Origin of the sequence: Flavivirga aquatica, from assembly GCF_001747085.1 — a bacterium.
Classification (GTDB): Bacteria; Bacteroidota; Bacteroidia; order Flavobacteriales; family Flavobacteriaceae; genus Algibacter_C; species Algibacter_C aquatica.
Genome location: NZ_MDJD01000054.1, coordinates 530714 through 549846, shown reverse-complemented (window position 1 = coordinate 549846; position 19133 = coordinate 530714). Strand labels below are relative to the sequence as shown.

The 19133-nt window shown below is 30.2% G+C and carries 13 protein-coding genes; 1 reads left to right on the top strand and 12 read right to left on the bottom strand.

The window, feature by feature from the left end; translation table 11 throughout:
• Positions 1 to 156 precede the first annotated feature (156 nt).
• The 4 genes from A8C32_RS16695 to A8C32_RS16680 all read right to left on the bottom strand — a co-directional run bounded on the left by A8C32_RS16695 (position 157) and on the right by A8C32_RS16680 (position 10496).
• Complete coding sequence (locus A8C32_RS16695; RefSeq protein ID WP_069831535.1) at positions 157 to 5058, bottom strand: T9SS type B sorting domain-containing protein; 4902 nt, start codon at positions 5056 to 5058, stop codon at positions 157 to 159.
• Positions 5059 to 5364: 306 nt separating this feature from the next.
• On the bottom strand, positions 5365 to 8727 hold the full coding sequence (locus A8C32_RS16690) for a T9SS type B sorting domain-containing protein (RefSeq protein ID WP_069831534.1): 3363 nt from the start codon (positions 8725 to 8727) through the stop codon (positions 5365 to 5367).
• A gap of 28 nt (positions 8728 to 8755) precedes the next feature.
• A complete protein-coding gene (locus A8C32_RS16685) occupies positions 8756 to 9580 on the bottom strand; it encodes an ABC transporter permease (RefSeq protein ID WP_069831533.1) in 825 nt (274 codons plus the stop codon).
• Between the two features lie 22 nt (positions 9581 to 9602).
• Entirely contained in the window at positions 9603 to 10496 is an 894-nt protein-coding gene (locus tag A8C32_RS16680; protein ID WP_069831532.1) for an ABC transporter ATP-binding protein, read from the bottom strand.
• 206 nt (positions 10497 to 10702) lie between these two features.
• On the opposite strand from A8C32_RS16680, the gene A8C32_RS16675 reads away from it, so the two are divergent.
• The gene (locus tag A8C32_RS16675) at positions 10703 to 11764 is read left to right on the top strand and encodes a hypothetical protein (RefSeq protein ID WP_069831531.1); all 1062 of its coding nucleotides are present in this window, start codon (positions 10703 to 10705) and stop codon (positions 11762 to 11764) included.
• 56 nt (positions 11765 to 11820) lie between these two features.
• On the opposite strand, the gene A8C32_RS16670 is transcribed toward A8C32_RS16675, so the two are convergent.
• The 8 genes from A8C32_RS16670 to A8C32_RS16635 all read right to left on the bottom strand — a co-directional run bounded on the left by A8C32_RS16670 (position 11821) and on the right by A8C32_RS16635 (position 19075).
• Positions 11821 to 12333: an IS1096 element passenger TnpR family protein gene (locus A8C32_RS16670; protein ID WP_069831530.1), complete on the bottom strand. Its 513-nt coding sequence runs from the start codon at positions 12331 to 12333 to the stop codon at positions 11821 to 11823.
• A gap of 37 nt (positions 12334 to 12370) precedes the next feature.
• The gene (locus tag A8C32_RS16665) at positions 12371 to 13387 is read right to left on the bottom strand and encodes a COX15/CtaA family protein (RefSeq protein ID WP_069831529.1); all 1017 of its coding nucleotides are present in this window, start codon (positions 13385 to 13387) and stop codon (positions 12371 to 12373) included.
• A 49-nt stretch (positions 13388 to 13436) separates the two neighbouring features.
• Positions 13437 to 13889 (bottom strand): GNAT family N-acetyltransferase, encoded by a 453-nt coding sequence (locus A8C32_RS16660; RefSeq protein WP_069831528.1) that lies wholly within the window; start codon positions 13887 to 13889, stop codon positions 13437 to 13439.
• Positions 13882 to 15309 (bottom strand): CCA tRNA nucleotidyltransferase, encoded by a 1428-nt coding sequence (locus A8C32_RS16655; protein WP_069831527.1) that lies wholly within the window; start codon positions 15307 to 15309, stop codon positions 13882 to 13884. The genes A8C32_RS16660 and A8C32_RS16655 overlap by 8 nt, the downstream gene beginning before the upstream one ends.
• Positions 15310 to 15384: 75 nt before the next feature.
• The gene (locus A8C32_RS16650) at positions 15385 to 15945 is read right to left on the bottom strand and encodes an L-threonylcarbamoyladenylate synthase (protein WP_069831526.1); all 561 of its coding nucleotides are present in this window, start codon (positions 15943 to 15945) and stop codon (positions 15385 to 15387) included.
• A gap of 21 nt (positions 15946 to 15966) precedes the next feature.
• Positions 15967 to 17043, bottom strand: coding sequence for a glycosyltransferase family 4 protein (locus tag A8C32_RS16645; protein WP_069831525.1), 1077 nt, complete (start codon positions 17041 to 17043; stop codon positions 15967 to 15969).
• A 1-nt stretch (position 17044) separates the two neighbouring features.
• Positions 17045 to 18148 carry a glycosyltransferase family 4 protein gene (locus A8C32_RS16640; RefSeq protein ID WP_069831524.1) on the bottom strand — a complete coding sequence of 368 codons (1104 nt, stop codon included), beginning with the start codon at positions 18146 to 18148 and terminating at the stop codon, positions 17045 to 17047.
• Positions 18149 to 19075 (bottom strand): glycosyltransferase family 2 protein, encoded by a 927-nt coding sequence (locus tag A8C32_RS16635; RefSeq protein ID WP_069831523.1) that lies wholly within the window; start codon positions 19073 to 19075, stop codon positions 18149 to 18151.
• Positions 19076 to 19133 lie beyond the last annotated feature (58 nt).

Here is a 19133-nt window from a genome sequence, read left to right as displayed (position 1 = left end):
CTAATATAAATTTAAAATAAATTTAACAAACTAAGAGGCTAATATAATAATATCTCTAACAAAGAGTTAAAGCTAATTAGAAAATTAAGATTTTTTTAAGATAGTATATACAATAATTTACTTAAAGGTAGGATTTGTTTTTAAAGTCTAGTTTTTTTAACGTTTTAAGGTAAAATGCCCTTTTATTTCTGAAGATTCTCCGTCTTGTATTATTTGGGCTACATACCAATAATCGTCGGAAGGCATAATTTGTCCATTGTATGTGCCATCCCATCCCGCTGAAGTATGTTGTAATGTTGTTAAGAGTTTGCCATGTCTGTTATAAATATAGACAAGTGTTCCTGGTAATTGATTGGCTCCTATTATATGCCAAGTGTCGAAAAAGGAGTCGCCATTTGGTGTAAAAAATTTAGGAATATCAAAAATGAATATTGGAATTAAAGTGGGAATACAACCATTTAAATCTTCTACAGTGATTACATGTGGGCCGAAGGTTACGTTCTCAAAAATATTAGATGTTTGTGTATTTCCATCATCTAAACGGAAAACATAATCTCCAATACCACTTAAACCAACAATCGTAATGCTATTTGGGTCTTGAAAATCTATTTGAGCGGTAATAACATTACTAGCTTTTTCAGATTCTATTACAGTAAATGTTTTTGTGTTATTACAACCGCTTGGTGTGGTAATTGTGACTGAGTATTCTCCTAAATTAGCTCTTCCTACTTGTATTATTGATGTTGTGGTGGTGTCTACTAGTGAGTTAACATTTGTAGACCATGAATAGGTGTCTCCAGAGTTTCCTGTATTTGCATCTATAATTAATGGTAAATCATTAATACATAGGGGAACAATATCATTAATAGGGATTATAGGTAATGGGTTTATAATAGTGTTAAATTCTGATACGTCAAAGCACTTCGTATTTATGTTTTCTACTCGAGCATAAATAGTTTCTCCGTTAAAAATTTGGTGTAGTTTATTGAGAGGTTGAATGCTAGGTATTGCAGCATAAGCTTCATTTAGGTTATTATAATAACTTACTTTAAAAGTATCTGGGTTTTGGGTTCCTAAAATAATATTTTCATAAGTTGCTAAGTTGACTTGAGAAGTATCATCTGCATCAAAATTGTTATCACATTCCATAACATCTGGAGAAGTATTTGCTATAGGGTTTGGATTTATCTGTAAATTGAATACTGTTGTGATATGGCATCCTGTATTGGTGTCCGAGATTCTTGCATAAATATTGTGATTGCTTAAGGTATAGTTATATATGTTTGCTAGTGGGGATGTGTTGTTTTCAGCGTCAATTCGAGTGTTATGGTAAGATATATTTGCCAACGATGTGTCATTAATAAGTATCGAATTTGTTAATGATAAATCGTAAGTGTTTGTATCATTATCACAAATAGGAATGGTGTTTATAGTATTGAATCTTGGAGGTAAATTAACTATAAGTTCTAAAGGGATTATGCTAAAACAACCTGTTAACAAGTTGGCTACTTTTATATATACGGTTTTTGTGCTTGAAGGAAAATTTGTTGGATTTGTTATTTCAAGCGTATTGTCTAATCCATCATTTTGGTTAATATCGCTTAAATTTTCAAAATAATTTATAATAAGATTACTTTGAACGCGATCTAAAATTTGAAAATTGGCTGTTTCTAAATTAAAAGTCGTAATCCCATCATAATCTGCATCACAGCTAGAAGGAATTGATGCGCTAGTGACTTCTGGTGATGCGATTATATTAATACCGAGATCTTCAACAATATGACATAAGGAATCGTTACTTTCAATTCTTATATAAAGCGATTGCGGGTTGGATGTGTTGGTGTAAGTAAGTGGTAAAGGGCTTATATTATTATCAGCTTGATTTGATGTTAAATGAAATGAAATGTTTAAAATATCTGGAGAACCTTGTCTTATTTCATCTGCTTTTTCACTTAAATTAAATTCATGTATACCATCATTACTGTTATCATCACAAATTAAATAATCTGTTATAGGGTTGTAAATAGGGTTGGGGGAGACTTTTAATGTTATTGATGATGTGTCAAAACAAGTTGGGTCGGTAATGTTTTCAACACGTATATATATAATTTGTTCTCTGGATAAATTTCGGTAGACATTGTTTTTGTCGATAGGACTTGTAAATGAAGCATCTTCAAAATAAAAGACTTCTTTTCCGTTTTGTCCATTTAATATTTCGGCGTCTTTATCTGCTAATAAAAAATCGGCAAAAATATCTCCATTACTTTCACAAATTTGAAATTCAATATTAGACGGGATTATAGGTAAGGTGTTCACAATAGTTTCAAAAGTAACTATAGCATAACAATTTGTACCACTAACACTATCTTCAACACGTGTATAAATAGTTTGCGTTGTTGTTTCGTAATTTTGAGGATTTGTTATAGGGTCTATATTATTATTTGCATTGTCAAGAGATGTGTGGAAACTAATGGCTAAACCTGTTGTATTGGCAACAATTTCTGGAATTTTGTTATTAAGGTTGACAATAGAAAGTCCATCTTGATCATTATCACAAATAACAATATTGCTTGGTTGTGTTGTTGTTGGTGCTACAAGTACTTCAATTTGAAATGGATTTACTGTTGAGCACCCAGAATCACTTTCAATACGAGCGTAAAGAGTTTCAATAGGATTGGTGTTTGTGTAAAAAGGTGGTAGTCTATTACTACTATTATTTTGTGCATCTGTATTAGTAGGGAAATAACTCACCGTAAAGTTGGTGTTGCCGCCAGTTACAACACTATCTAAAGATTGTAAATCTATGCTTGTAATAGCGTCATCATCATCATCGCAATAAGGAATTGGATCTATTGGGGTGAATAAAAGTATTGGGTTTACTAATAATGTTATTTCCGTGTTTTCAACACAATCTCCATTATCAACTCTAATATATAAAACTTGGGGGCTTATAGCAGAATAGAGTGTGTTTTTTGGTAATGGGTCTATGTTATTATCTCTATTAGCTTCGGTCTCATAAAATGTTACTGTGACTGAGTCTGGTTCTAAATCGCCTTCAATAAAATCTTCAACGGTACTTAGGTTAAAATCTAAGGTGTCTGTAGTATCATCATTCGTATCACATAAAGCAAAGTCTCCTGTGTCTGTACCTGTTAATAATAAATTGGTATGTATTTCAAATGGTACTATTGAAGCGCATCCTGTTGTATTATCTTCAATCCTTAAGTAAATGGTTGTAAAACCAGGTTCTGTTATGGTGTTGGTGTATTGATAGTTTGTTTCATCTGCAATAGCATTTTCGTCAGCTATTGCATCATTAAGATCGGAGTAAAAAGATGTAGAAACATTGGTTAAGCCATTTAGTATTTTATTAATAACTTTTGTTAAATCAAAATTTGCATTTCCGTCTAAATCACTATCGCAGGCATTTATATATTGTATATCTCTATTTACAATAGGGCTAACGGTTATGTTAACGTCTAGTGTGGTTGTATTTACACAGCCTGTAGTGGTATTAACAACTCTAACATAAACTTGATCTGATGGTGTATTTGTGTTTAAGTAAGGTGTTGGTATTGGATTGTCTCCTGTACTAGCGTCTAATGGAGTAAAGTGATAGCTTACAAATAGTTCGCTTTGGCCAGCTGTGATTTCATCGTTTTTTTCTGATAAATTAATTACGGCGAATCCATCGGGATTATCATCGCTATCACAAACTTCTAAAGCTGTTGGTGCTATTATGTTAGGAGCGGTGTTAACTATTAAATTAAAGGTTGTGTATGCAAAACAATTGCTATCTAAATCTTGTATTCTAACAAAGATAGGTTGAGGGTTAGTTGTATTAGGAATGGGGGTTGTTATGCCATTTGTGTTGCTTCGCGCTTCTGTTTCGGAGTAATGATATGAAAAATCGTAATTTGTAAAAGGGATATTGTTTATTAATTCTGAATTTTTAGTTGATAGGTCGAATATTTCTGTTTGGTCATTACTTGAATCGTCACATAGTTGATAGTCATTTATTGCATTAATTGGTTCTTCTGTACTAAGTGTAACTGTAATTTCATCTTCTTCAACACAATTAACACTATTTAAAGATACCGAAACTTCAACTCTATAAATACCACTTTGCGTTACATTTAAAGTTGGGCTTGTTGCTCCATTAATTAAATTGTTATTTAAATACCATGAATAAAACGCGAATTGATTTTGTAAGTCTGCATCTAAAATAGCAGAACTTGCACAGGTTGATATGTCTTCCCCTAAATCTAGAATTTTAAAACTGTTGCCTTCAATAAATACAGCAGAATCGGATCTGCCATCTGTTTGATCTGCAATAATTAGTTTTATGTGATATTGTACGTAAGGGGTAATATTAGTTGATGCTCTTAAAACACTAGTTCTACCATTATAATTTGTGTCTCCAACATTATACCCATCAAAATACTGACTATTTTGAGCCTCGCATACACCAAATATTTCATCATGAATGGTATTGGTATTAACTGGTGTTGAGGTACCAGGAACCAAGGCTATATTTTGATATGGAGCTGTACTTCCTGTTTCTTTTATTAAAAAAACAAAACCATCGGAAAATTGACAAGGGTTTATACCAAAATATTCTTCTGATGCTAATAAATAATTAAATTGGAATTGATTGGAAGTAGATATAATATCAAACTCTATAGATGTGGCATTGAGCGTATTCGTTATACCTAAGGCTGTTTCTAAATCTGGATCTGTTCCCCAAGTTGTAGAGCTTTCACTAAGTGTAGGACTTATGGAAGAATTACCTCCAGAAGTTGCGCCTCCGGTTGATAACATGATACCATTTTCGAAAGGGAAATTTGATCCAGCCTTTTCAAAATAGGCAAAACTTGAAAAGCCACTAGCACTTCCATTAACGGAGGAGTTAATATTGCTAATATCAATACAACCATCAACAAGGTTGTTTTCTATGAGAGGTTGTAACCCTATTGAATCATCTATTGAAATTTGTTGAGAAAACATAACATGGCTACTGCAAATGAGTACTAACAATATGTAATAAACATATCTCATAGATTGTAGTTTTATAGATTTTTCTTGGCAGATATTACTACTGTTAACATGGATTAATATCGAGTTAATCCTGTTTTGTATATTAAAAAACTATGAAGCCTTGAAGTCACTTAAAAACCTATTAAAATGTATACTTTTTGATTTGTCATAGGCGTACTATGCCGAAATTAAATAAGTATTAGGTTCGATTGTGTTTTCTCAAGCTTTATAAGAGCATTTTAATGCACAAAGTGGGATAAAAGTAATTTTAATTTAAATGAAATGTTAAAAAATCAGGTAGAATGCAATTAATTTAGTTTTATGGACTTAATACTTTAAAGTGAAATGATTTTTAAAGGTTCTGCCATCTTGTAGTTTAATAACAAACCAGTAATCATCTGGGGGGAGTCTATTACCATTAAGCATGCCATCCCATCCTTCTCCTAAAGGAACGAGTTCTTTTATTAATTTTCCAAATCTATTGAAAATTAATATTTTAGTATTTGCTTGAAACATATTAGAAACACCTATTATTTGCCAAGTATCATTAATGCTATCGTTATTAGGTGTAAAGAATTTTGGGAAACCAATAACGTAAGCGGTGCTGCTTATAGGAGGACCACAATCCTTATCTTTATTTTTTACAAAAACAGTATAAATACCAGCTTTTATGTTTTCAAAAATGGGACTATCTTGATAAGGTATAACAATGCGGTTTTCGCTATTAATTAGTTGATATTGATAGGTGCCTTCTCCTGAAACACTGATTGTAATTGGTGTATTTTGGATGACATTAATAGGAATGCTTGAGGGGTTAAAAGAAGCTATACTAGTAGCTTTAACGCTTATTGTTCGGTCTATTGAGCATCCAAATATATTTGTTACTGTCACAGTGTAATCTCCAATTGTATTAATTTGGGTATTATAAGTTGTATCTCCGTTAGACCATTTGTATGAGTAATTGGATAGGTTACCTTTTAAAATTCCAGCATCAATTGTTTCTGTTTCAGGGAATTTATTTAAGCAATAGTATATGGTTTCTTGGGTGTCTATATCTGGTAATTCATTAATTTTCAGAAAAATTTTTCCAATTCCAAAACATGCATTATTATTTTCGACACGGGCGTAAAGTATATGTTCGTATGGATTATTTACGTTTGAATATGGGGTTTTTAGTTTATTTTTTTCTAAAAGAGCATCTTCATAAGTTTCGTAATAATTTATTGGGAATGTTATGCTATTTAAAGATTGAATATCTGCTGTTATATCATTTAAATTGAATGTGTTTATGCCATCTCTTGAGTTCTGTTCGTCACAAACAGGTGGAGCTATGTAGTCGTTAATTTTATTTATAGATACTTTTAGGGTGAGTTCTGCAATACTAAAACAATTTGTATTATCATTAATGATTTGAGTGAAAAGGACTTGAGAATCTTCTGTGTTTTTAAAACTATTAATATTTAATATTTCATCAGTGTTGTTCTCTGCACTATTTAAAGTTTTGAAGAATTTTACAGAGCGATTGGGTAAGCCATTTGTTAGTATACTTACCGCTTCGAGTAAATTATAGGTAGTTCGTTTATCGTTTATACCATCCTCGTCACATTGAGTTAATGTTGCATTTGTAAATTCTGGTAATGGATTAACAGTTATGCTAATTGGAGATGATATAACAAAGCAGTCTGTGTTTAATTTGTTTTCTATTCTAGCATAAACAGTTTCGTTGTTTGGTGTTTGATTGTAATAAGAAAAATTTAATGGATTCTTTTGACTCTCTGCATTTGATATAGATCGATAATAGGTGATTGAGAATTTTGATGGATCTTGGCTACCTAAAAGAATATTATCAAATTGATGTAAATCAATATCTGTTTGTCCATTAGTAATATTTACATCTGTTGCTGTTTGAGTGTCGCATATTGTTGTTGGGTTGACAGTTTCTACAACAGGAGAGTCAAAAATGGTTGCTAAAAAAGAAATGTTAGTGTTAAAACATGTTGTATTTCCAATAAGCCCAATTCTTGTGTAAAATCGTTGTGGGTTACTTGTATTAGTTAAATTTAGAGTGATTTCGTTTACATCTAATTCTGAATCACTCTGCGATTTATAGAATTTAGTATAGTAAATAAGCGGATCTTGCATTCCTAAAAGTTCTTTGGCTTGTGTAGAAAAATTGAAAGACGCTAGATCTTTGGAGCATATAGAAACATCATTTATTGGATTTGCAATTGGTTCGTTAAAATAAGCAACTAAGGCTTCTCCTTCAAGAATGTTACTACAGTCACCAGTTGTGGTTTGTACTGTTACTTTGTACATGCCAGCTTTAGATACTTCTAAATCAAAATCACTTTCAGAAATTTTTACATCGTTAAAAGTCCAAGTGTAAGTTGCTCCAGGAATATCTTCAGCAGTAAGCGTATATTTTTCTCCTAGACATAATGGTAAGTAGGTAGAATTAGATTTGTTTCTTGTAATATTTATTTTTTCGGAAAAAAATGATGCTATAAAGGGAGGTAGCCCTTGTCTGGAATTTCGACCAAGTGCCACAGCATTGTGCTTATAATTACAATTTATACCTAATTCGTTAGGAGTATTAATAACCGAAAGATATGGTAAACCTACAGGGTATGTGGCACTCATGGCTCTATAAATTTTACCATTTGGGGCTAACTGTAGTGCGCCACGATACATTTGTCTATCATCAATTACTACTTCGCTAGCGTTTATATTTGTTGCTGTTAAATCATATTGTAATAACGAACCATATTGACTTGATGGGTTAAGGAAATTTTCCTGATTGGTTTGGTAATAAGCAGAAACATATAGTCGTTTGTTATTTTGCGAGAACTCAATTCCATAAGGAGATTGTGTTTTACCAATATGAGAAAAGTTAATGTTTATGGCTTCTTGATTACTCACTTTTCCTGTTGTAACATCAAAATCGTAAAGATATAATCCTGATGTTGAATTTGCACATGCTAGTTTAGTGCCATCTGGAGATACTTTTAAATAGCCTCTAAAATCATTAACAACAATATTAAAAGTTGATTTTACAGGCGTGGGATTTATACCTGTACTAGATACTTCGTAGGCGTAAAATGTATTGAAATTAGGGTTTTCGGATGGTAAGCCTGTTGCTGAGGCAAATGTAATTACCCAAATGGATTTAGAGGTACAATCTTTTAATACAGCACTAATTTTTTCTGTGCTATCTTGTAATAGATTGATGTTTTTAGAAGTACTAATTACATCTCCTAATCCGCCATTTAGACTTAGGTCTACTATAGAATAATTAAAACCTCTATCTGGGTCATTTTGTATAACGGTATCTACTGTGAAAATATAATAAATATTAGAATCGTTTGGTTTGGGAACAACAATGGCAGATTGCGAGCTAGATGGATCCCCAAAAAGACCATTGCCTAAAGCTGCATTAGCATTAGGCATAGGGTTATGGTTTTTGTCCCAAACAGTAATACCATCTGTATAAAATAATAAATTACCATCACTATCTGAAATAGTGGTGCAACCTTCATCTGTATTTAGTTTGCCATCTGTTAAATTTGTAGTAGAGCCATTAGAATTAAAACGTATACCTGTATTTTCTCCAAAATACCAGTTTGCCGCTTCTTGTTGACTATAAGAAATAGAGGCAACTAAGAAAGTAAAATAGCAAAATAGTTTTTTCATCTTTTAAATAGCATTGCTATCAAAGATATTATAAATCTCGCTTTTTTAATAATCTATAGGATAAAAATACAAATAGAGCAGTCCAACTCAATACAATGATTATTTCGTAGCCATGAGTTCCATAATCGTAAGCTAAATTTTCTTTATTAGGGAACTTGGTCATGGCAATTCGTTGAAATGGTTGGTCTATAAGCTTATACATAGATTGTAATGGAAAGAAATTATGAACCTTTTCTGCTAAATTAATGTCTAGTTTCCAAGCCATTAAACCGTACAGTATCCATTCGAATATATAGAGGATGAATAGAAATGCTAGAGCAAAAGCAGAACGTTTTACTAACATTCCAAAAAATAAACAGAGGCTAAAAAAGCCAATTAGTTTTACAAAGTATGCTAATAAAAATTCAGTTTCTCTAAAAATTATAGAAGCTTCTGTATAACTTGAATAATATAGACCAATGAAAAAAGATATTAAACTAATTAATATTGTAGATAGTAATGAAAAGAATGTAATAGTGTAAAATTTTGAAAGTATAAATTCTTTTTTGCTTAATCCGTCAATAAGATTTTGCTTAATTGTTTTATTACTGTATTCATTGCCAATCATACTTACGACAACTATTGCGAAAAATAATTTAAAATAAGATGCAAAAAAGGTAGTTAGATGCCAGATTATAGGAAAATTAAAAATACCTAATTCGCCTAATTCTAGAGTGAAAAAACCAAAAACATTAATTTTTAGGGAAGATAATAGTATAACAAAAAAGGGTAAAATAAATGATACAAAAATGAGTATTTTACTAGTTCTATTTAGTAATAGTTTTTGCAATTCTAAATTTAAAAGTCGTAACATGCGGTTCGTTTTTGGTTGGGTTTTATCTATCTGTTAATTGTAAAAATTGTTCTTCTAAACTTTCTTTACGTTGTACTAAATGAGTTAGTATAATACCTTTTTCAAATAGGAGTTTATTAAAATCTTCAGAATTCATAGGTTCGTTTAAAAAAGCAGTTATCAAATCATCTTGAATTTTAATTTTTCCAAAAGAATTATGGTTTTTTAGAAACGCTATTAAGTTTTCTTCTTTATTGGATTTTAATTCAAAAAAACCATGGCTAGATATCATTTCATCAACACGACCAGAGTATAGTTTTGTGCCTTTACGAAGTATTACAACATGAGAGCATACTTTTTCAACTTCGTCTAATAAATGAGAAGCGAGTAAAATAGTAGTGCCTTTAGCTGCTATTTGTTTTATAATTTCCCTAATTTGATGTATACCTTGTGGGTCTAATCCATTAGTAGGTTCATCAAGGATTAAAATTTCTGGATCATTTAAAAGGGCAGAAGCAATTGCTAAACGCTGTTTCATACCCAAGGAGTAAGTTTTAAATTTGCTGTTTTTTCTATTTAAAAGCCCAACTATTTCTAGTTTTTCGTCTATTTTATTATAATTAACACCTTTAATTTTACAAACTAATTTTAAGTTTTCAAAGGCAGTCATATATGGATAAAAATTTGGGCGTTCAATAATAGCGCCTACTTTTTTTAAAGCATTATGGGTTGAGGTATTTCCATCAAACCAATGAAAGTCACCTTCAGTTTTATTTACTACATTTAAAACGATACCTAATGTTGTGGATTTACCACTTCCGTTAGGTCCTAAAATACCGTAAACATTACCTTTTTTAATAGTAAAGGATAAGTTTTTTACAGCTGTTAAATATCCAAATTTTTTAGTAAGGTTGTTAATTGTGAGTATAGATTCCAAGCTATTAGTTTTTATATGCTAACTTTAAAAATTAGTATAGGTTAGTTATTATTAACAAGTGTTGTTCATTAAAAAAAAATATAAAGTTTTAAAACTTGATAAAGAGATTTTAATGAGTAATACGAGTTTTAAGTATGACGACAGTCTTCCTTTTTTGTTACAGGCTTATAAATAAAAGCATTAAATTTGAATAAGTTTTCAAGTTTATGCAAGATTTAAAAATTTCTAAAAAAAAGCCGTCTTACCCTATAACTGTTAGATTACATGATTATCTATCTGATTATAATAGAAATGTAAAAATTCCTATTTTTTATGATGATTTGTTGCGTTTTCAAGGATCTATAGTTGTTTATGATAAGGATGATAATGATACGCTTTGGATTAGGGTTTATTATAATGAATTTGAAAGAGAAGAGATTGATTTAGCATTAAAAAAAGTTTATACTATTTTGCATTCTGATGGAAATGAAAGTGCCATTCCGTTTCTTAGTGTTGATGCTATTGATTACTGTACGTTTGGAAATTCTAAACCTTTTAGAATTAAGATTAGAAATATTTTAAATGATAACTATACTTATTTTTATGTGAAAATAGCTGATGCATCTCGTGTGTATGGTTTAGAATTGGAGCACATGCTTTCTCCCTATAACTTGAATTTTTTAGTACATGAAAATACATTAATAGAAGAGCATATAGCAGGTATTCCAGGGGATGATTTTATAAAAAATATATTACCAAAATGTGATAAATCTGAAAAATCGCAGATAGCCAAAGAGTTTGTGAAATTTAATGAACGCTGTATGATTAGGCTCTTAGGAGACATGCGTTCATATAATTATGTAATTGTTCCTACTCATGATTTTGATCATGTAGTTTATAAAATTAGACCAATAGATTTTGATCAACAATCTTACGAAGGGAAATTTAATATATACCGGCCTCAATTTTTTAAAGAGAATTTAAAAATGGTGGAATTAGTGTCTGGAGGCATGCAGAAACTGTCTATAAACCAGTATAAGACAGAGGAACGTTCTATTTTAGTAAAGCGATTAAAAAGTTTTCATGGTAGAATAGATAAGTTATTAGATTGTATGGAAGAGGATGTTATTTCTAAACAAGAAAATATAGATTTATTGAAAATGAAAATTTTCGACTATACTCAAGATGTCACTTTTAAACGCTGCAAAAATATGGGGCAAATTCTTAAACGTTCTTTAGCTTATTTGACTCGAAATTATGAGAATGTGAATTTAGATAAATTAATGTAATATCAATATTTTATTTAAGTGAGTTTAAATGATAAAGGGGGGGCGAAAAAGGGAACTTAATTCCAATTTTCGTCAAAATCTAAACTCTCGTAGTCATTAACGTCTGAATCTTCATCATATTCATCAAAATCATTGATGTTATCAGCTTCAAATAATTTATCTGGAGCAGTATCTGGAACTTGGCCTTTAATAAACATAAGATTAGGGTAGTCGTTACCTTCTGTTTCATCAACTATTTCAGCTAATTCAACATAAAATGTCCACATGCTTAAAAAATCGTAAATATAGATGAGTTTTGTTTGTGCTTCATGAACAACACTATCTAAAGATGTTTCATTCATTAAACGCGTTGAATTATCTTCACTTAAATCAAATAATGAAATTTCTTCACCTTGATTCCATTGATCATTACTTATATAAAATGATGCCATTTCAGTGCCATCAAACCCAAAAGATTGTGTTATAATATTATGTAAATCTTCTAGTGTGTCTGTTTCACGGATTTCTAAATCACGAAAAACATCCTCATCAGTATCATTGTCTAAAATAACTCTAAATCTATAAACCATTGGTGTAAAATTATGCTACAAAGGTAGGCATTTTTAATTATTTTGTAAAGCGATGTAAGGTGAATGTTGTAGCACTTAATAAGAAAAAAGCACCTATTTGATGAGCTACACCTAACCAAACTGGGACGTGTAATAAAATAGTACATATACCTAATAAAAACTGAATAAAAACTATTATTACTAGTGTGTTTATTCCTTTATTTTGGTATAATGTTAAATCTAATTTTCTTGATTTTTTCCAAATTAAGAAAATTATAATAACCACAATATAGGCTAATATTCTATGTACAAACTGTACGCCGCTTTTTCCTTCTATAAAGTTTTTATATACAGGGTTTTGTTCAATAAGAACGGTATCATGCATAAATTGACCTTCACTCATCATAGGCCAGTGGTTGTGTATAAAACCTGCGTCTAAACCAGCAACAAAAGCGCCATAAATAATTTGAATAATTAAAATAGTTAGCCCTAAACGTATTAGGTTTCTAAAGTTTTTATTTATTTCTTTTTTATTAGGAAACATTAAATCTAAGGCTACCCAGAAGGTATAAGCAAAGGTTATAAATGCTGTTGTTAAATGAGCTGCTAATCTATAATGGCTTACATCTGGATTATCAACGAGTCCACTTTTAACCATATACCAGCCTAAAAAACCTTGAAAAGCACCTAAGGATAGTAAAATAATAGATTTTTTAATGGTTTGGGCTGTAAGTTGCTTTCTAATTATAAAATATAAAAAAGGCAATAAAAAGACCATACCTATAAAACGTCCAATGACTCTGTGTAACCATTCCCAGAAGTAAATATCTTTAAAGTCTTGAAGGGTAAATTGATTATTTAGTTTTTGGTATTCGGGATATTGCTTATATAAATTAAAGGCTTCTTGCCATTCTGCATCATTGATAGGTGGAATGGTTCCCGATATTAATTTATAATTTGAAATAGATAAACCTGAGTGGGTTAATCTTGTTATGCCGCCAACAACAACCATTATGAATATTAAAACGCAACCTGTGAGTAACCAATAAATAACTCTTTTATTATCTTTTTTCATTTTCTTTAATAAAAAGAACCTCTTAATTGTTTTGAGGTAATTATATATTTTAGCTTAAAATTTTCTTAAAACATAGACTATTAGTCATGTTTTTATATTGTCCGTAATTTGGAATTGCTGTGTAGCTCATTTTTTTGTAAAATGCTACTGCTTCGGTCTGTCTTTTTCCTGTTTCTAAAATACAAGCATTATAAGATAGTTCATTAGACCATTTTTCTAGTTCTAGTAATATTTTGGAAGCTAATCCTTTCCCTCGAGATTCAGGTAGGGTAAACATGCGTTTTATTTCAACAGTATTATTATCGAATTCTTTAAAAGCTCCACAAGCTACGGGAGCTTCGTTTAAATAGGCAATAACAACATGTTTTAATACATCTATATTGTTGTATTGGTTGTAAAAAGCATGATCGTCACCGTCTTTAACTTTTAAATAGGCGTCTAGATGTTTAACGAGGTTTATAAAATCGAAGTCTTTAGAGTCTGTTCTAACAATTTTAATCATTTTGCGTGCTAACTTTTAGACCTAATTTTTTACCTCTTTCTATCATTAATTGATATGCTGCTTGATACTCATTAGGTATATCTCCTTCGAGAATTGCTTCTTTTATTGCTTCCTTAATTAAACCAATTTCTCTAGATGGCTTAATGTTAAATGTTTTCATGATTTCTTCACCAGAAACTGGCGGTTGAAAGTTCCTAACATGATCGCGCTCTTCAACTTCAATAATTTTGTCTCTAACAATTTTAAAATTATTATGATATTTATTGAATTTTTTAGGGTTTTTAGTGGTGATATCTGCTTCACAAAGAGTCATTAAATCTTCTACATAATCGCCTGCATCAAATACTAAGCGACGTACAGCAGAATCTGTTACAATATCTTGGGCTAATACTATAGGGCGCGAACTCATAAATACCATTTTTTGCACAAATTTCATTTTATCATTCAATGGCATTTTTAATCGCTTAAATAAGTGAAATACCATTTTAGAACCTTCTAATTCGTGTCCATGAAATGTCCATCCTACTTTTTTACTAAACCTTTTAGTTGGAGCTTTACCAATATCGTGTAATAAAGCAGCCCAACGTAACCAAAGATTATTTGTATTTATAGCAATATTATCTACAACCTCTAAAGTGTGGTAAAAGTTATCTTTATGGCGCTGTCCTTCGACTTCATCAATCCCTTTTAAAGCTGTTATTTCTGGAAGAATATATTTTAATAAACCTGTTTTTTCTAGGAGTAAAAAGCCAATAGATGGTTTTTTACATTCAAGTATTTTATTAAGCTCTGTTACAATACGTTCGTTAGTAATTATTTTAATTCTATTACTATTTCGGGTAATGGCTTGAAGTGATTTGTCTTCAATAATAAAATCAAGCTGAGTAGCAAACCGTATAGCTCGTAGCATACGTAATGGATCGTCACTAAATGTAATGTCTGGATCTAATGGCGTTTGTATAGTCTTGTTATCTAGGTCTTTAGTGCCTCCAAAAGGATCTAGTAAATCTCCAAATTTCTCTTCATTTAAATCTAATGCTAGAGCATTTATTGTAAAATCACGACGATTCTGGTCGTCTTCTAGAGAGCCATTTTCTACAGCGGGGTTTCTACTATCTTCTGTGTAAGATTCTTTACGAGCACCAACAAATTCAATTTCAATATCATTATATTTAAGCATTGCCGTACCATAGGTTTTAAAAACTTGAACCTTGGGTTTATTAGGAAGGTTTTTAGCAACTTGTTTTGCTAGTTTAATACCATCTCCTATGGCAACAACATCTATATCTTTTGCATGACCACGTTTTAAAATAAAATCGCGTACAAACCCACCTATAACAAAAGATTCTATTTCTATTTCTTTAGCAGATTGTGAAATTATTTTAAATATAGGGTTTTGTAGTGCGTCTCTGTAATTCATTAATAAAAAATTCAATACCCGAAAACTAAATTCCAAAACACTTATTTTAGAATAGAGTGTTCGAAATCTGAGAATTTAAGGTCTTATTACTTTTACAATTCCATTATTACTCAATTTAATAATAGATGATGGTTTTGAGCAGTTTTTTTCTTGATGCAAATTTACAACATAGTCTACACCTTTTAAAATAGCTTTAGATATTTCTTTAAAGGATTTAGGAGTAGGGAAACCACTAATATTTGCAGAAGTAGAAACAATAGCGCCATTAAATTTTCTTGAAAGTTGATAGCAAAAGTCATCATCTGGAATTCTAATAGCTATAGTACCATCTGGAGCTATTAAATTTGAAGCTAAATTTTGTGCTTCATCGTAAATTATGGTTGTAGGCTTGTCTGCTATGTCAATAATACTTAGAGCTGCATCTGGTATGTTTTTTACATGCTTTTTTAACATTCTGTCATCTGCTACTAAGCATATTAAAGCTTTACTATCTTCACGTTGTTTTAATTCGTATATTTTTTTTACTGCTCCAGCATTGTTTGCATCACAGCCAATACCCCAAACGGTGTCTGTGGGGTAGAGTATAATACCACCTTGTTTTAAAACTTGTATAGTTTTGTTTATTTCTTGATGCATATGTAATTATTTAAAAAAATATTAGATGTTATTTAATATGTTTTCTAATTGTTCTATGTTTTTTTTCCAAGATAAATTATTCAATAAAAATTGATTTCCTTTTTTAGCTAAATGCTTTCTTAAGTCATCATTATTTAAAAGGGATTCTATTTTTTCAACAATATCATCAGGATTTTTTGGAGCAATAGTTAATGCGGTTTCATTATTGAATGCAAAATCTTTATGACCTTCTAAATTTGTAGCTATTAAGGTGCAGCCACAGGCTAGAGACTCGCATGCAGGAAGCCCAAAACCTTCTTTTATACTTGGTGTTAAAAAAATGGAATGTGAATTATATATATCAATTAAATTTTTTGGTCTATGGAAAAAATTGATGTCTTCACGAAGATTTTTTGGTCGTTTGGCAGTACTAAAGAATGAAATATTAACATGAGGATGTTTTTCTTTAATGCGAAGTAATGCTTCAACACCATAGGTAGAACCTTTTCGAGTACTTTTACAATACATCATTAATATTGAAGGTTTTCGATCTTCTATATCATTTTTTATATAAAACTTAGATGTATCTATAGCATTCAATATAAGATATGGTTTTTTAGAAGATAGTGGTTCTATAATATCGTAAACAAAAGATGAAATAGCAATATTTGTAGTGTGTTCTAGCTCATAAGATCTTTCTAGTAAACTGACATCTTCATGATTATTTTCATAATCTTGAATAAAATTTACTTTTTTTCCTTTAGTAGCACTTAATTCATGAACTTCTAGAGCTGTAGCCCACCAAGTTGACAAAATATAATCTGCATCTCTAATAAACTGATCTGAGACTCTTTTTATATTACAAGATTTAACAATAGGATTTAATTCAAACCAATTAGGTCTATGAGTTTTTCTTATTTTATGCAGTATAGCTCTTATAAAATATGGCTTTTTATATCTTTGATATGATGTATTTAATGAATGATATATTTGAACATCATAGCCTTTTTCGGCTAAAAAATTGGCATAAATGAACATGACTTTTGGACCTCCATTAGGACGTTTCGTAGGAAACGGAAGTATAATGTTTATTTTTTTTTGTATTTGGTTTGAAGACATTTTAGATTATTTTTTTATAAACTTCCAAAGTTTTTTTCGCCATAATCTCCGAAGAGAAATAAGTCGTTATTTGTTTAAAAGACTTTTCGGTAAAATTATCTAATAAATCTTTATTAGAACTTAGAGTAATTAAATCTTTTGATAATTTTTCGAAATCATTAACGTTTGATAAGAAACCATTTTCTCCATCTTTTATTATTTCTGGAATGCCTCCAGGATTTGTAGAAACAACAGGAACTTTAAAATAAAAAGCCTCGTTTATTACTTGAGGTAAGCCTTCAGACTGAGATGTTAATAGGAAGATATCGAACTGAGAAATAAAACTAGAAGCATTATCTATAAAGCCTGTAAAACTAATGTGTTTTTCAAGTTTAAACTCTTTAACCTTATCTTGATACATTTGTGTTCTTTCTGTAAAGTTTCCAATTTGTACAAAATGAAAAGATTTATTTTTTCTTACGTTAACAATATCATTAACGACATCTATAAAAGCAAATAGATTTTTGGCTCTTATATGATTGCCAATATTACCCACAATAATTTTATCGTTAGGTATATTAAATTTGTCTTTAAGCAAGAATTCTGTTTTGGTATTCTTGTTACTAAATCGTATACCATTATAAATGGTCATAATTTTAGAAGTGTCTTCAATACTTTTAGCTGTAACTTGTTCTACAGCCTTAGAAACACAAATGTATTTTTGTATTTTTTTATAATTGTATTTAAAAAGCGTAGATTTTCTGTTTTTTATAGGAAAAGATGTTTTCTTGCCATAAATAAAAGGAGGTAATTTTCCGTAAATTCGATCTGCTATAACGGAAAGCGTTAATGCTGTAGGGTCGTGTATATGAATTAAATCAATTTTTTTAGAACGACAGACTCTAATTAGTTTAAATATAAATCTAGGGTCAATTTTAAGGTCTAGTGGAGCTGCTATATGATTGTAATTCCCTTTGATTAGTCTTTTATGAAAATCGGCATCTTTAACACAAAAAATATATTGTGTTACTTCTGGGTTAGACTTATTTAATTCATAATACAAATTTTCTAGGTGATTTTCTCCACCACCCCAATTTGTAACTCCAGAAACATGTAAAATGGTCATCTATTTTTCTAATATTTTTTGAGAATGTTTCAAGGATTTGCTTATAGAGGCACCTTGAAATAATAATAAGTTTATAAACGTAAAGTTTTTTGGTTTTACTAATGCTTTAAAGAAGTATTTTGTTATCATAAATGTTTTTAGAATAAGATAGTTTAAATATGAAGAATTCTTTTTTATAACATATAGTAAAGATAACTTTAACTCTTTTTTAATTATAATATTTTTTGATGTGCTTTTCCCTCTAAAATGAACATATTGTGCTTTAGGAACTAAATAACAAGCATGTCTACCATTCAATTTATTTATTCTGTATGCTAAATCTGTTTCTTCGTAATATAGAAATATATTAGTATCGAAACCACCAACTAAGTTAAAAGCATTTGCTTCTGCAAATAGAAAAGAACCAGGAATACATTCCACTTTTAGGGGAGTGCTATATATTTTCTTTCTTTTAGGATATTTTTTAGGGTTTAGCTTTTCAAGTATTTTTCTACCAAATAATTCTCGTTTTAATGTTAAAAAATGATCGAATGATTTTAAAACATTATCATCTTCATCAAATCCTTGAGGCGCACAAAGTGCTACATCATTATGATTTTTTAAAAAGTCTAATAAAATTGATAAGCAGTCATTTTTAATTAAAGTATCGTTATTAACAAAAGCATAATACTCCGCATTTGCAAATTGGATTCCAAGCATATTACCTCCACCAAATCCTGTATTGTTTTTACTTCTAAAAAGCGTTAAATGCTCTGTTTTTGGAAGTCCTCTTTTTAATGTTTCATAATCACTATAATTAGAAGCATTATCAATAACAATAATTTGATAGTTAAGTTCTTTTGATGTGTTATTAATAAGAGATTTAACAGCGTTAATGGTGAAATTTGAAGAGTTATAATTTATTAAAATTACAGCTATTTGATACATAGTTGGGTAGGTTTGCAAACAAAAATAGAAAAGATTTTGGTATTAAGCTTGGGATAAG

Coding starts and splice junctions, on each gene's coding strand:
- A8C32_RS16695 (WP_069831535.1), bottom strand. CDS start 5,058: ATGAGATATGTTTATTACATATTGTTAGTACTCATTTGCAGTAGCCAT.
- A8C32_RS16690 (WP_069831534.1), bottom strand. CDS start 8,727: ATGAAAAAACTATTTTGCTATTTTACTTTCTTAGTTGCCTCTATTTCT.
- A8C32_RS16685 (WP_069831533.1), bottom strand. CDS start 9,580: ATGTTACGACTTTTAAATTTAGAATTGCAAAAACTATTACTAAATAGA.
- A8C32_RS16675 (WP_069831531.1), top strand. CDS start 10,703: ATGCAAGATTTAAAAATTTCTAAAAAAAAGCCGTCTTACCCTATAACT.
- A8C32_RS16670 (WP_069831530.1), bottom strand. CDS start 12,333: ATGGTTTATAGATTTAGAGTTATTTTAGACAATGATACTGATGAGGAT.
- A8C32_RS16665 (WP_069831529.1), bottom strand. CDS start 13,387: ATGAAAAAAGATAATAAAAGAGTTATTTATTGGTTACTCACAGGTTGC.
- A8C32_RS16660 (WP_069831528.1), bottom strand. CDS start 13,889: ATGATTAAAATTGTTAGAACAGACTCTAAAGACTTCGATTTTATAAAC.
- A8C32_RS16655 (WP_069831527.1), bottom strand. CDS start 15,309: ATGAATTACAGAGACGCACTACAAAACCCTATATTTAAAATAATTTCA.
- A8C32_RS16650 (WP_069831526.1), bottom strand. CDS start 15,945: ATGCATCAAGAAATAAACAAAACTATACAAGTTTTAAAACAAGGTGGT.
- A8C32_RS16645 (WP_069831525.1), bottom strand. CDS start 17,043: ATGTCTTCAAACCAAATACAAAAAAAAATAAACATTATACTTCCGTTT.
- A8C32_RS16640 (WP_069831524.1), bottom strand. CDS start 18,148: ATGACCATTTTACATGTTTCTGGAGTTACAAATTGGGGTGGTGGAGAA.
- A8C32_RS16635 (WP_069831523.1), bottom strand. CDS start 19,075: ATGTATCAAATAGCTGTAATTTTAATAAATTATAACTCTTCAAATTTC.